We start from the raw sequence: 14222 nt of genomic DNA on the forward strand, positions 1-14222 counted from the left end.
TCCGGGGATCTGTGACCCACCCCTCGCCCGGTTCTCAGTACGCTTACGCGCATGTATGGATACGGCCAGCCCATGGACGGCGGCGCTGCCCAGCAGCAGTACGCCCAGCCGCAGCAGCCGATGGCCGGCGGATACGGGCAGCAGCCGCCGCTGTACCCCGAGCCGTCCCCGCCCTCGCTCGCGGACGCGGTGCGCGCCTTCACCACCGGCCAGATGTCCGCCGAGGACTTCCAGCAGATCTTCGCGACGTCGAAGGTGTACTGCCCGCGCGGCGACACCCCGGGCTTCCTCGCCCTGCACAACACCCAGCAGCCGGTGATCCCGATGTTCACCTCGCTGAAGGAGCTGCGCCGGTACGCGGGCAAGGAGTCCAAGTACTTCGTCATCACCGGCGCCGAGGTGATCGACCTGCTGCCGACCGGCTACGGCTTCGTCCTGGACATGGAGGGCGAGCACCGGATGGTGTTCGACGCCAAGGCGGTCGAACAGATGGTCGATTTCGCGATGCGCCGCATGTACGGCTAGACGCGCTGCCGCGCAGGCCGCGGTCGAGCCGCGCCCCGGCGGCGGCCCGTGCGCCGCGTGCACCCGGAGCCCGGAGGGAATGCCCTCCGGGCTTTTTCCGTTCTGGATGACAAGAAGTTCAACGCTCAACTAAAGTGGGCGTACCAAGGAGGTACCCACCATGCCTGCAGTGACCGTCGAGAACCCTTTGACGCTGCCCCGTGTGACCGCTCCCGCCGACGCCGTGGCACGTCCCGTGCTCGCCGTCACGACCGCTCCGAGCGGGTTCGAGGGTGAGGGGTTCCCGGTGCGCCGGGCGTTCGCGGGGATCAACTACCGCCACCTCGACCCGTTCATCATGATGGACCAGATGGGCGAGGTGGAGTACGCGCCGGGCGAGCCCAAGGGCACCCCCTGGCACCCGCACCGCGGCTTCGAGACCGTCACCTACATCATCGACGGTGTCTTCGACCACCAGGACTCCAACGGCGGTGGCGGCACCATCACCAACGGCGACACCCAGTGGATGACGGCCGGCTCCGGCCTGCTGCACATCGAGGCGCCGCCGGAGTCCCTCGTCATGTCCGGGGGCCTCTTCCACGGGCTCCAGCTGTGGGTGAACCTCCCCGCCAAGGACAAGATGATGGCCCCGCGCTACCAGGACATCCGCGGCGGCAACGTCCAGCTGCTCACCTCCCCCGACGGCGGCGCGCTGCTGCGGGTGATCGCCGGCGAGCTGGACGGCCACCAGGGCCCCGGCATCACGCACACGCCGATCACGATGATCCACGCGACCCTCGCCCCGGGCGCGGAGATCACCCTGCCGTGGCGGGAGGACTTCAACGGGCTCGCGTACGTCCTCGCCGGCCGCGGCAGCGTCGGTACGCAGCGCCGCCCGGTCCACACGGGCCAGACGGCCGTCTTCGGAGCCGGCTCCTCGCTGACCGTCCGCGCGGACGAGAAGCAGGACGGGAACACCCCGGACCTGGAGGTCGTGCTCCTCGGCGGCCGGCCCATCCGGGAGCCGATGGCCCACTACGGCCCGTTCGTCATGAACACCAAGGACGAACTGATGCAGGCCTTCGAGGACTTCCAGAAGGGCCGGCTCGGCACCATCCCGGCGGTGCACGGGATGTCCGAGGGCGGCCTGTGACGGGGCCTACCCCTCGGCCAGGCTCTTGAACTGCTGCAGGTCGCCGCGGACCGTGTTCTCGATGCGGTGGACCTGGGCCATGCCCTTCGGCCCGCCGAAGGCGTCATGGACGGCACCCGGTTCGTACTCCAGCCGGACCTGCACCTGGCTGTGGTCCCGGTCCACCGACCGTACGGACAGGGTGCCCTTCAGTTCGGGGCTGCCCTCGGTCTGCCAGGTGATGACCTGGTCGCCCGCGCGGTCGTCGAGGACGGCCTCGAACTCCCGCCGGACACTGCCGGCCCGGACGTCGAGCCGGGCGCGGTTGCCACCGCTTCCCCGCGCCTGCTGGACGCCGTCGATGAACGTCGGATAGGAGTCGACGTCGTGCAGCAGGTCCCAGACCCTCTGCGCGGGGGCGTCGATGTCTATGTGCTCTTCGAGCCTGCTCATCGCGAACCTCGCCTCCTGGCCCGGTGACGGACCCCTCGGGTCCTTCCAGCCTGCGCCGCGGCCCGGGCGCCCCGCAAATCACGGCCCCTCACCCGGCCGGACTCGCGTGGCGGGAACGCCGTGGTGCGCCGTGCTCTGCTGGAGGCGTGCAGTTCCTGCCCGATCCCGTTCGCCGGTTCGCCGCCTGGTGCGTCGTGGTGCTGCTCGGTGCCGGGGTGGGGTGGCTCGGGGTGCTGCTGTGCGGGGAGTTGCGTACGGCCGTCACGCCGGTGCTGCTCGCCCTGCTGGGCACCGCCCTGCTCGGGCCCCTGTACCGGCGGCTGGTGCGCGTGGGGGTGCAGGCGTCGGTCGCGGCCGGGCTCACCTGCGTCGCCGTCGTGGCCGTCGTCGGCGGTGCCGTGTACATCGTCGTCGCCGCGCTCATCGACACCGGTGACCAGATCGTCTTCTCGCTGCGGGCCGCCGCCAAGGTCGTCGCGCGCCACTTCGGGGCCGCCGGGACCGGTCTGGACGACCTCGCCGCCAACTCCCGCGAACTGCTGCGCAAGTTCGGCGGGACGGCCGTGTCCAACGTCATCAGCGGCGTCAGCGTCGTCGCCGAGTCCCTCGCCGTGGCGGTGCTCGCGCTGCTGCTCGTGTTCTTCTTCCTGCGCGACTCCCACCGGGTCATCACCGCCCTGCGCTCGGTCGCGCCCGGGGACCGCGCCGACACCCTGGAGGCCATCGGCCGGCGGGCGTTCGCCGCGGTGGAGGGCTTCATGCGCGGGACGACCCTCATCGCCCTCATCGACGCCCTGTGCATCACCGTGGGCCTGCTGGTGCTCCGGGTGCCCGGCGCGGTGGGCCTCGGCGCGCTCGTCTTCGTCGGCGCCTACATCCCCTATCTCGGCGCCTTCGTCTCCGGCGCGGTGGCGGTGCTGGTCGCCCTCGCCGACCGGGGTTTCGTGATCGCGCTGTGGGCGCTCGGGGTGGTGCTCGCGGTGCAGCTGCTGGAGGGGCACGTGCTGCAGCCGGTGATCCAGAGCCGGACCGTGCAGATGCACCCGGCCGTGGTGATGCTGACGATCACCGCGGGCGCCTCCGTCGCGGGCGTCCTCGGCATGCTCCTCGCGGTCCCGCTGACCGCGGCGGCCTTCGGGGTCGTCCAGGAGCTGAGGGAACGTTACGCCACCCCCTCCGACGCCTCGGCCTGAGAGCACCCCGGCTCGTAGAGCTCGAACCAGATGCTCTTGCCCTCGCCCCGCGGGTCCACGCCCCACGTGTCCGCGAGGAGTTCGATCAGCATCAGGCCGCGGCCGGAGGAGGCCAGTTCGCCGGGGCAGCGCCTGTGCGGCAGGTCGTCGCCGGTGTCGAAGACCTCCACCCGCAGCCGCCGCCCGGTCCCCTCGCCGGTGACCTCGGCGAGCAGCAGCGCGTCGGTGTCCGTGTGCACCAGCACGTTGGTGATCATCTCCGAGACCAGCAGCGCCGCCGAGTCCACCTGGTCGGGCGACGCCCAGTCGTGCAGCAGCTCACGCAGCTGCTGGCGGGCCTCGGCGATCCGCTCCGGCTCGTCCTGGGCCACCGACAGCAGCGAGCGCCGCACCTGCGGCCGTAGCGTCACGGTGCCGCCGCAACCGCAGCCCTCCCCCAGCCGGCACAGCAGCAGCAGCGCGATGTCGTCCTCGCGGCGGTCGGCCAGCGGGCCGGTGGTGTGGTGCGAGGACGGCCCGTGCACCCCCTGCACCAGGGCGTCCGCCAGCGACTCCAGGTCGCCCGTGTGGTCCTCCAGGATCGCCCGCAGCCTGCGCCAGCCGCTCTCCAGGTCGTGCCCGCCGGTCTCGATCAGGCCGTCGGTGCACAGCATCAGCGTCTCACCGGGTTCGAGGGTGAACCGGGTCGTCGGGTAGTCGGCGTCCGGGTCGACGCCGAGCGGCGGTCCGCCCGCCGTCGGCCGCATCATCACCGTGCCGTCCGCCATCCGGATCATCGGGTGCGGGTGCCCGGCGCGGGCGATCTCCAGCCGGCCGGTCGGCGGGTCGGCCTCCGCGTACAGGCAGGTCGCGAAGCGGAGGTCGGCCGCGGGGTCGTCGCCGGCCTGGGTGATGCCGTGCAGGAAGCGGGAGGCGCGGGAGAGGACGGCGTCCGGGCGGTGCCCCTCGGCGGCGTAGGCGCGCAGCGCGATCCGCAGCTGGCCCATGAGGCCGGCCGCGCGCACGTCGTGGCCCTGGACGTCCCCGATGACCAGCGCGACCCGTCCGGAGGGCAGCGGGATCATGTCGTACCAGTCGCCGCCGACCTGGAGGCCGCCGCCGGTCGGGATGTACCGGGCGGCCACCCGTATCTCCGGGATCTCGGGGCCCAGCGACGGCAGCATGGTGCGCTGCAGGCCCTCGGTCAGCTCCCGCTCGGACTCGGCGGCGCCGGCCCGGGACAGCGCCTGGGCGAGCATCCGGGCGACCGTGGTGAGGACCGCCCGCTCGTCGGGGGTGAAGGCCACGGGACAGGTGAAGGCGGCCATCCAGGTGCCCATCGTGCGACCGGCGACCGTCAGCGGCAGGAAGGCCCACGAGCGGCGCCCGAAGACCCGGGCGAGCGGCCAGGTCACCGGGTAGCGCTCCTTGTACTCCGCGGGGGAGGACAGGTACACGGCGCGGCCGGTGCGGACGACCTCGGCGGCCGGGTAGTCGGTGTCCAGCGGCATGTCGGAGAAGGGGTTCATGTCACCGGGCTGGTGCCCGTGCTGGCCGATGATCGTCAGCCGGTCACCCTCGACCCCGAAGACCACCAGGCCGTCAGGGGAGAACCCCGGCATCGACAGACCGCCGGCCACCCGCAGCACCTCGGCCGTGGACCGGGCCTCCGCCAGCGCCCGGCCGGCGTCCAGCAGGAACGCCTCCCGGGAGCGCCGCCAGTCACCGGTGACCGCGCTGCGGGCGGCCGCCGTGCCCGGGGTCGGCTCGGTCACCTCCTGGAGGGTGCCGATCAGCTCGTACGCGTGCCGCTCGGGGTCGTAGGACGGTCTGGACCGGCTGCGGACGACGCGCAGGATGTCGCCGTCGCCGTCCATGATCCGGATACGCACCTCGGCGAGGGTGCCCTCGGCGACCGCCAGCCGCACCACGCCGGTGATCTCGTTCCAGTCCACCGGGTGGAACCGGGACCGGGTCTGGGCCTCGGTGAGGGTGGCCGGCTCCGCGGGCAGCCCGAGCAGCCGCGCCGCCTCCGCGTCCACGGTGACCAGGCCGGTGGCCGTGTCCCAGTGCCAGAGCCCGGTCGCGAGGGCGGCCAGGACGTCCTCGACGGACGGCAGGGGCTCGCCTGTGCGCATTGCCCCACTTTAGGGAGAGGTGACCGAAGGCTGCCACCCTGGGCGGGCGAGCGGTAATGGTGGGGAGCCGGGCTGGGGGTGCCCGGTACCCTTGATGGGTCCGGGCCCCGTGCCCGTTCCCGCCGGTCCGCAGAGCCGGCAGGAGAAACCCCACCACGAAGGACGATGAACGACGATGCATCGGTACAGGTCCCACACCTGCGGCCAGCTCCGCGCCTCTGACGTCGGCACCGACGTCCGGCTGAGTGGCTGGCTGCACAATCGGCGCGACCTGGGCGGCATCCTCTTCATCGATCTGCGCGACCACTACGGCATCACGCAGCTGGTCGCCCGCCCCGGCACCCCGGCGTACGAGGCACTCGACAAGATCTCCAAGGAGTCCTCGGTCCGCGTCGACGGCCGCGTTGTTTCACGTGGAACCGAGAACGTGAACCCCGACCTGCCCACCGGCGAGATCGAGGTCGAGGTCTCCGAGGTGGAGCTGCTCGGCGCGGCCCAGCCCCTGCCCTTCACCATCAACACCGAGGACGGGGTCAACGAGGAGCGGCGCCTGGAGTACCGCTTCCTGGACCTGCGCCGCGAGCGCATGCACCGCAACATCATGCTGCGTACGGCCGTGATCTCCGCGATGCGCCACAAGATGGCGGCGATGGGCTTCAACGAGATGGCCACGCCGATCCTGTCCGCCACCTCCCCCGAGGGCGCCCGCGACTACGTGGTCCCCTCCCGGGTGCACCCGGGCAAGTTCTACGCGCTGCCGCAGGCCCCGCAGCAGTTCAAGCAGCTGCTGATGATCTCCGGCTTCGACCGCTACTTCCAGATCGCGCCCTGCTTCCGTGACGAGGACGCCCGCGCCGACCGCTCGCCGGGCGAGTTCTACCAGCTCGACGTCGAGATGAGCTTCGTCGAGCAGGAGGACGTCTTCCAGCCGATCGAGAAGCTCATGACGGAGCTGTTCGAGGAGTTCGGCGGCGGCCGTCACGTCACCTCTCCCTTCCCGCGCATCCCGTTCCGCGAGGCGATGCTGAAGTACGGCTCCGACAAGCCGGACCTGCGCGCCAAGCTGGAGCTGGTGGACATCACCGATGTCTTCGAGGGCTCGGAGTTCAAGGCCTTCGCGGGCAAGCACGTGCGCGCGCTGCCGGTGCCGGACGTCTCCGGCCAGCCCCGCAAGTTCTTCGACCAGCTCGGCGAGTACGCCGTCGAGCAGGGTGCCAAGGGCCTGGCCTGGGTGCGCGTGGCCGAGGACGGCTCGCTCTCCGGCCCGATCGCGAAGTTCCTCACCGAGGCCAACGTCGCCGAGCTGACCAAGCGCCTCGCCCTGGCCCCCGGCCACGCCGTCTTCTTCGGCGCGGGCGAGTACGACGAGGTCTCGAAGATCATGGGCGCGGTCCGCGTCGAGGCGGCCAAGCGTGCCGGCCACTTCGAGGAGGGCGTCTTCCGCTTCTGCTGGATCGTCGACTTCCCGATGTACGAGAAGGACGAGGACACCGGCGCGATCGACTTCTCGCACAACCCCTTCTCGATGCCCCAGGGCGGCCTGGAGGCCCTGGAGACCCAGGACCCGCTGGACATCCTGGGCTGGCAGTACGACATCGTCTGCAACGGTGTCGAGCTGTCCTCCGGCGCGATCCGGAACCACGAGCCCGAGATCATGCTCAAGGCCTTCGAGATCGCGGGCTACGACCGGGAGACCGTGGAGGAGAAGTTCGCGGGCATGCTCCGCGCGTTCCGCTTCGGCGCCCCGCCGCACGGCGGCATCGCCCCGGGCGTGGACCGTATCGTCATGCTCCTCGCGGACGAGCCCAACATCCGCGAGACGATCGCCTTCCCGCTCAACGGCAACGCCCAGGACCTGATGATGGGCGCCCCGACCGAGCTGGACGAGTCCCGCCTGCGCGAGCTGCACCTGAACATCAGGAAGCCGCAGCCGAAGTAGCGCGACCGCGGTGCGCGCCGATCTGTCCTGACTCGCTCTTGACGATCGGCGCGCACAGCCGTCTCCGGGGCCGCCTCACCCTGGGCGTGGCCCCGGGCCGGACGCACGACGGGAGCTGCGGCTCAGTCGCCCTGCTCGTCGGTCTCGGCGTCCGGGGACGCGCCCTCCTCCAGCAGCCGCTCGGCGATGTCGTCGGACCAGTGCTGGGCCCAGGCGCGCAGGGCGACCACCCGGGCCTCGCCCAGGCCGTACCGGAGGAAGTCCCGGTCGGCGTAGAAATCCGTGCCGGTCAGGCGGGACTGGAGGGTGGGCAGGTCGAACGGGTCGTGGGCGTGCCGGCGGCCGAGTTCCTCCAGGTCGGGCAGGGAGAACCGCGCCGCGCAGGCCTGCGCGTCGATGAGGTCGACGGCCGCGCCCCGGTCGTACAGGGCGCGGATCTTCGTACCGACGGCGTCCGGCAGGGAGAGCGTCGGGCCGTACCCGGTGAGTTCCGGCGGCTGCCAGAAGGCCTCCTTGTGCAGCGCGAGCCGGCACGGCTCGCCGGTCGGCGGGTCCGTGACCGTCAGCTGTGCGGTGAGCGCGGTGACCGCGCCGGCCTGCACCCGCCGCCCCCGCGCCTCAAGGGCCGCGCCGACGGCACCGGCGATGCGCTCCACGTTCTCGGCGCTCTCGGTGGCGAGGTCCAGGTCGGCGTGCGGGCGGCACAGCAGTCCGTGCGCCTGGAGGGCGTAACCGCCGGCCAGGACCAGACCGTGCGGGCCGCCCGCCGCGACGACGTCCGCGAGGAGCCGGCGATGGGGTTCGGGGAAGTCCACGGGAGGATTTTTCCGGCTTCCCGCCGCCCGCGCGCGACGCCTGACCGGGCCGTACGCGAAATTCTCGCGGCCGAGGGCAAGCTCCCTCCGGTGGGCGGCCAACGTAAGGCGACGGGTACGCGCCCCTGACAGCATCAACTGCCGCGCCAGGGCCCAGAGGCCGGGAGACCTCGGTGAAGAACCTGCCGACGGCACTGGCCAACACGACCGGCGCCGGCGTACTGAAGCAACCGGCCGGGCCCCTGCCCCGTCGTGAAGCGAAAGGGCGCCGAGCACCTGCCTCGGCGCCCTCGTCGGGCCGTGGATGAGGACCGGTCAGGCCTCCTCGCCGCCGAAGCGGTCCTTGTACGTCGCCAGGTCCTCGTCCGTCAGCTTGGCGAACAGGACCGGCGGGACCGTGAACGGGGTGCCGGCCGGGACCGATGCCAGGGCCTTCGCCTCGTCCTGGCTCACCCAGCGGGCCGTGTCGGCCGGCAGGGAGAACGCCTCGCGCATCGTCTTCGCCGTCGTCGGGATGAACGGCTCGGAGACCACCGCGTACAGGTGGATCAGGTTCATCGCGGTGCGCAGGGTGAGGGCCGCGCCGTCCTTGTCGGTCTTGATCTCCAGCCAGGGGGCCTTCTCCTCCAGGTAGGAGTTGCCGGCCGACCACAGGGCGCGCAGGGCCGAGGCGGCCTTGCGGAACTGGAGCGCCTCCATGTGCTCCTCGTACTCGGCGAGCAGGCGGGCGATCTCCTCGCCGAGCCGCGCCTCCGCCTCGCCGGGCTCGCCGCCGGCCGGGACCTCGTCACCGAACCGCTTGCGGGAGAAGGACAGCACGCGGTTGACGAAGTTGCCGAGCGTGTCCGCCAGGTCCTTGTTCACCGTGGCGGTGAAGTGCTCCCAGGTGAAGGACGAGTCGTCCGACTCGGGGGCGTTGGCGATCAGGAAGTAGCGCCAGTAGTCGGCGGGCAGGATGTCCAGCGCCTGGTCGGTGAAGACGCCCCGCTTCTGCGAGGTGGAGAACTTGCCGCCGTAGTACGTCAGCCAGTTGAACGCCTTGACGTAGTCGACCTTCTTCCACGGCTCGCGCACGCCCAGCTCGGTGGCCGGGAACATCACCGTGTGGAAGGGGACGTTGTCCTTCGCCATGAACTCGGTGTAGCGGACGGTGTCGTCCGCCTCGTACCACCAGGACTTCCAGTCGCGGTTCTCCGGGTCCTGGTCGGCCCACTCCTTCGTCGCGCCGATGTACTCGATCGGGGCGTCGAACCAGACGTAGAAGACCTTGCCCTCGGCCGCCAGCTCCGGCCAGGTGTCCGCCGGGACCGGGACGCCCCAGTCCAGGTCGCGGGTGATCGCCCGGTCGTGCAGGCCCTCGTTCAGCCACTTGCGGGCGATGGAGGAGGCGAGCTGCGGCCAGTCCGCCTCGTGCCGGGCGACCCACTGCTCCACCTCGTGCTGCAGTTTGGACTGGAGCAGGAAGAGGTGCTTGGTCTCGCGGACCTCCAGGTCCGTGGAGCCGGAGATCGCCGAGCGCGGGTTGATCAGGTCGGTCGGGTCCAGCACGCGGGTGCAGTTCTCGCACTGGTCGCCGCGGGCCTTGTCGTAGCCGCAGTGCGGGCAGGTGCCCTCGACGTAGCGGTCCGGCAGGAAGCGGCCGTCGGCCGGGCTGTACACCTGGCGGATCGCCCGCTCCTCGATGAAGCCGTTCTCGTTCAGCTTGCGGGCGAAGTGCTGGGTGATCTCGCGGTTCTCCGGGCTGGAGCTGCGGCCGAAGTAGTCGAACGCGAGCGAGAAGCCGTCGTAGACCGCCTTCTGGGCGTCGTGCGCCTGGGCGCAGAACTCGGCCACCGGCAGGCCCTGCTCCTTGGCGGCCAGCTCGGCGGGGGTGCCGTGCTCGTCCGTCGCGCAGATGTACAGGACGTCGTGGCCGCGCTGGCGGAGGTACCGGGAGTACACGTCCGCCGGGAGCATGGACCCCACCATGTTGCCCAGGTGCTTGATCCCGTTGATGTAGGGAAGGGCGCTGGTGATGAGGTGTCGAGCCATCGGGGGCTGCTCCCAGGTCGCTACGGGTACGAACCTTGAAATCGTAGCCGACGTGTGTATGCCGCCCGCTTCCCGTTTTGCGGGATGAGAAGCGGGCGGCATTCGTCACCGAGGGTCACGGGCGCCAGTTCGCCAGTACGCCCTCGTACAGCTGGGTGTCCGTGAGCTCGCGGGGGGTGGGGCCCGCGTGGAAGAAGGACGTGTTCGCGGTCTTCAGCTTGCGGAGGTAGTCGAAGGCCTTGTTGTCGTGGTCACCGAAGGCGACGAAGGAGAAGAACACGGAGGGGTCGGTCTCGGCGGCCCGGGTGAGGGCCTGGGTGGCCGGGGTCTTCGCGTCCGGGGCGCCGTCGGTCTGGAAGACGACCAGGGCGGGGGTGGTGGGGGCGGTGTACTCGCGGTGGTGGGCGAGCACGGCGTCCACGGCGGCGTGGTAGCTGGTACGGCCCATGCGGCCGAGGCCGGCGTGTACGTCGTCGATCTTCGTCTCGTGGTCGGGAGTGAGGGTGAGGTCGGTGGTGCCGTCGACCTCCGTCGAGAAGAAGACGACGTGGACCGTGGCCTCGGGGTCGAGGTGGGCGGCGAGGGCGAGGGTCTGGTCGGCGAGGGCCTGGGCGGAGCCGTCCTTGTAGTACGGGCGCATGCTCGCTGAGCGGTCCAGCACGAGGTAGAGCTTCGCTCGGGTGCCGGTGAGGTCGGTCTTCTTCAGCGTGGCTGCGGCGGCCTTGTAGGCGGTGGTCAGGGCGGGGGTGCGGGACCTGACCTTGGCGAGGGTGGTGGCGGGCTTGGCGTCGGTGGTCGTCTGCGGCGCCTTCGGCCGCGGGTCCGCCTCGGCTTCGCCATCGGCGTCCGTGTTCCCACGGGTTGCCTGCGGCGCCTTCGGGTGCGGGTCCGCCTCGGCTTCGCCATCGGCGTTTGTGTTCCCACCCGCACCACCCGTGCGGGTTTCGTCGTCGGGTGCGAGTGGCCCCTGTGGGGCGTCCTCGCCGTCGGCGGCCTGCGGGAGCGTTGCCGACTCCGCTTCGGCTTCCGCCTCCGTTGCAGCCTCGGCCTCCGGCCCGGCCGCTTCGACGGCGGTCGGCTCCGGCTTGCCTTCCTCCGCAGCGACCGGCTCGGCTTCCGCCTCCGCTGTCACAGGCTCGGGAGCCGTCTCGGCCGGCTCCTCCGCCGTGCTCCGGCCGGCCGTCGGCCGGGGCTCTTCAGCGACCTCAGCCGTGACCAGCTCCTCGGCCTTCGCCGCACCCTCGGCGTCGGCCGGCGCCGGCTGCTCGGTCTCGTGCTCGGCCTTGGCCGGGGCGGGTGCCTCGGCCTTCTCCTGGACCTCGGTCTCGGCGTCGGCCGGCGCCGGCTGCTCGGTCTCGTGCTCGGCCTCGGCCGGGGCGGACTGCTCGGGCTTCTCCTCAGCCTCTGCCTGGGCCTCGGCCGGAGCCGGTTGCTCGGTCTCGTGCTCGGCCTTGGCCGAGGCGGGCTGCTTGGCCTTCTCCTCAGCCTCTGCCTGGGCCTCGGCCGGAGCCGGTTCCTCGGTCTCGTCCTCGGTCTCGGCCGGGGCGGGCGCCTCGGCGTTCTCCTCAACCTCGGCCTTCTCCTGGACCTCGGCCTCGGCCGGAGTCGGCTCCCCGGGCTCGTCCTCCGCCTTGGCCGGGACGGGCTGCTCGGCCCTCTCTTCGGCCTCGGCCTCGGCCGGAGTCGGCTCGGTGGTCTTCTTCTCCGGCTCGGTCTCGGCGCCGGACGGAGCTGTGTCGGTTGGCGGAGTCGGCTGGTGGGGGACCTTGATGTTGTCGAAGGCCGCTGCCACCAGGTCGTGTTCCCGGGAGGGGGATCCCTCCGCAGGGGACTGGCGGGGGTCCGGGACGGGGGTCGCACCCTCCGGGGCGGTGGCTCGTGACTTGCGTGAGCGGCCGAATGCGTTCCGCAGGAGAGTGAGAATGCCCATGGTGCGCAACCCTTCGCGTGAGGTTGTAGCCCGTCGATCGCTGGCCAGGACGGACACGTAAGGTTAGCGGCCTTGTGCGGCCGTGCCGCGTCAGTGGGGGGATGCGAGTGCGCGGGCCGCGGCCACCTCCTGGCGGAGGGGTTCGAGGACGCTGCCCGCGGGGCCGGTGAGGTCGGTGCGGACCGCCGTCAGGGTGTCCGCGTTCCGTACGCCCTCCGACAGCTCCCGCAGTTGCAGGGTCACCTGGGCGATCTCGCCGGAAGAGGGCGGCGCGGCCCCGTGCCGCACACGGACGCGGGCCGCCGTCGTGGCGTCCACGATCCGTTCGACGGCGACGACCAGTGGCCACCAGGCCGCCGCCCGCCGGCCGGTCGGCGGTGGTTCGGTCAGGGCCCGCTGGAACTCCGTGCGGATGACGGACAGGTCGCGGTAGAGGCGCCGGCGCATGCGGGCCCGGGCGGCGGGCGCGGTGTCGGGGCGGAACGCGGCTTCCACGTACGCCGCGGTGTCGGCCACGGCGTCGGCCAGCCGGTCGCCCACCCGGGTGCGCCAGCTCTCCGGCCAGAAGAGGTAGCCGGCGGTCAGGGCGATCGCGCAGCCGATGAGGGAGTCGTTCAGCCGGGGCAGCAGCAGGGCGGTGCCCTGGTGGTTGAGGATGTCGGAGAGCAGCAGGATGACCGGTGTGATGGCGGCCGTCTGGTAGCCGTAGCCCCGCGGGGTGAGGGCCGGGACGAGCGGGGCCAGGAGGAGGAGGGCCGGGACGTCCCACCAGCCCAGGGGGACCTCGGCGAGGACCACCGCCGCGAGGACCAGGCCGGCCACCGTGCCGAGCGCGCGCAGCAGGGCGCGGGAGAAGACCGAGCCGAAGTCGGGTTTGAGGACGAAGGTGATGGTCAGGGCGACCCAGTAGGAGCGCGGGACGGGGATCAGGGAGACCAGGGCCTGGGCGATGCCGATGCAGATCGCGAGGCGTACGCCGTAGCGCCAGGAGTTGGCGGACAGCACGACGTTGCGGGCGGCGCGGGCGGCGCGGATGCCGAGGGCGGCGGGCCGGCCCAGGCGGTCGTCGATGCCGCGGGGGTCCACGTCGGGCGTGGCGACGACCTCGGCGGTGTGCCGCAGGGCGTGTTCCACCGCCCGGGCGGTCTCGGTGGCGGGCGGGGGGAGGTGCAGGGGCGGGACGGGGGTGCCGTCCGCGGCGACGCAGCGCGCCAGGTGGTGGAGTGCCCGGGGGATCTGCGGGGGCAGCGGGCGGGCCGCCAGGTGGGCGGCGGGGGCCGCTTCGATCACCGGGGTGATGGCGTTCAACTGGGCGAGCAGCCGGGTGAGTTCCGGGCTGCGGCCGTGGTGGCGGGCGCGCCGGGCGAGGATCAGGTCGTACGCCTCGTTCAGGGACTGGGTGACGGCGCGGCGGGCCTCGTCGTACTCCTCGGTGCGGTCCGTGCCGGCGGTGGCGAGGAGGGTGGCGACCGCGCGGTAGGTGGCGGCGACCGCCGCCCGTTCGGGTACGCCCGCGCGCAGCGGCCAGGACAGCAGGGCCAGCAGGAGGACCAGGAGGCCGCCGCCGGTCATCAGGGCGGGGGCCAGCCACCAGGGGGAGGGCAGCGGGAGGCCCGCGCCGATCACGCAGTTCAGGAGCAGCAGCAGTCCGGAGACCGAGGCCACCGCGCCGATCGTCGAGATCATGCCGGAGACCAGCGCGACGCCGGTGACCGCGGCGACCGCGTACCAGCCGTGGCCGTACGCCAGCGTGCCCAGCGTGACGCCGACCGCGCCGAAGAGCTGGGGGACGGCGATGTTGAGGATGCGCATGCGGTAGGCGTCGGCGGTGTCGCCGATGACGCCGGACAGGGCGCCCATGGAGGCGAGGGCGCCGTAGGTGGGGCGGCCGGCGGCGAGGCCGATGGCCAGGGGGAGGGGCATGGCGACGGCGGCGCGGGCCACGGCGGGCCAGTTGACGGGGGCCTGCTGGGGTTTGAGGTTCCGGACCAGCCAGTCGGGAGGGGTGAGGCCGATGGGGAACTCTCGGGGCATGGGCCCATTATGGATTGTTCGGCCGATTTCGGTTCCTGCCCGTGGGCGCACGGCGGTGGTCCGCCGGCGCATGG

10 protein-coding genes are annotated in these 14222 nt (G+C 72.1%); 4 read left to right on the forward strand and 6 right to left on the reverse strand.

Annotated features, from left to right (window positions below; genetic code table 11):
* The first annotated feature begins 51 nt into the window (after nt 1-51).
* A complete protein-coding gene (locus tag S1361_RS20780; RefSeq protein WP_208033313.1) occupies nt 52-525 on the forward strand; it encodes an SseB family protein in 474 nt (157 codons plus the stop codon).
* Nucleotides 526-685: 160 nt separating this feature from the next.
* Complete coding sequence (locus tag S1361_RS20785; protein WP_208033314.1) at nt 686-1657, forward strand: pirin family protein; 972 nt, start codon at nt 686-688, stop codon at nt 1655-1657.
* Between the two features lie 6 nt (nt 1658-1663).
* Here S1361_RS20785 and S1361_RS20790 read toward each other — a convergent pair whose 3' ends face one another.
* Nucleotides 1664-2089, reverse strand: coding sequence for an SRPBCC family protein (locus S1361_RS20790; RefSeq protein WP_208033315.1), 426 nt, complete (start codon nt 2087-2089; stop codon nt 1664-1666).
* Between the two features lie 146 nt (nt 2090-2235).
* Here S1361_RS20790 and S1361_RS20795 point away from each other — a divergent pair, with 146 nt between their 5' ends.
* Nucleotides 2236-3282, forward strand: a complete 1047-nt coding sequence (locus S1361_RS20795; protein WP_208033316.1) for an AI-2E family transporter — start codon at nt 2236-2238, stop codon at nt 3280-3282.
* On the opposite strand, the gene S1361_RS20800 is transcribed toward S1361_RS20795, so the two are convergent.
* A complete protein-coding gene (locus S1361_RS20800) occupies nt 3252-5399 on the reverse strand; it encodes a SpoIIE family protein phosphatase (protein WP_208033317.1) in 2148 nt (715 codons plus the stop codon). The two genes, S1361_RS20795 and S1361_RS20800, sit on opposite strands and share 31 nt — an antisense overlap.
* Before the next feature lie 175 nt (nt 5400-5574).
* Between S1361_RS20800 and aspS the strand changes: the two genes are divergently transcribed.
* Entirely contained in the window at nt 5575-7338 is a 1764-nt protein-coding gene (aspS, locus tag S1361_RS20805; protein WP_208033318.1) for an aspartate--tRNA ligase, read from the forward strand.
* 122 nt (nt 7339-7460) lie between these two features.
* On the opposite strand, the gene S1361_RS20810 is transcribed toward aspS, so the two are convergent.
* From S1361_RS20810 to S1361_RS20825, 4 genes are all read right to left on the reverse strand, one after another.
* Nucleotides 7461-8153 (reverse strand): nucleotidyl transferase AbiEii/AbiGii toxin family protein, encoded by a 693-nt coding sequence (locus S1361_RS20810; protein ID WP_208033319.1) that lies wholly within the window; start codon nt 8151-8153, stop codon nt 7461-7463.
* 315 nt (nt 8154-8468) lie between these two features.
* Nucleotides 8469-10184: a methionine--tRNA ligase gene (gene metG, locus S1361_RS20815; protein WP_208033320.1), complete on the reverse strand. Its 1716-nt coding sequence runs from the start codon at nt 10182-10184 to the stop codon at nt 8469-8471.
* A 115-nt stretch (nt 10185-10299) separates the two neighbouring features.
* The gene (locus S1361_RS40340) at nt 10300-12114 is read right to left on the reverse strand and encodes a VWA domain-containing protein (RefSeq protein WP_208033321.1); all 1815 of its coding nucleotides are present in this window, start codon (nt 12112-12114) and stop codon (nt 10300-10302) included.
* A gap of 90 nt (nt 12115-12204) precedes the next feature.
* Nucleotides 12205-14148, reverse strand: a complete 1944-nt coding sequence (locus S1361_RS20825; RefSeq protein ID WP_208033322.1) for an FUSC family protein — start codon at nt 14146-14148, stop codon at nt 12205-12207.
* Nucleotides 14149-14222 lie beyond the last annotated feature (74 nt).

Origin of the sequence: Streptomyces cyanogenus, assembly GCF_017526105.1 — a bacterium.
Classification (GTDB): Bacteria; Actinomycetota; Actinomycetes; order Streptomycetales; family Streptomycetaceae; genus Streptomyces; species Streptomyces cyanogenus.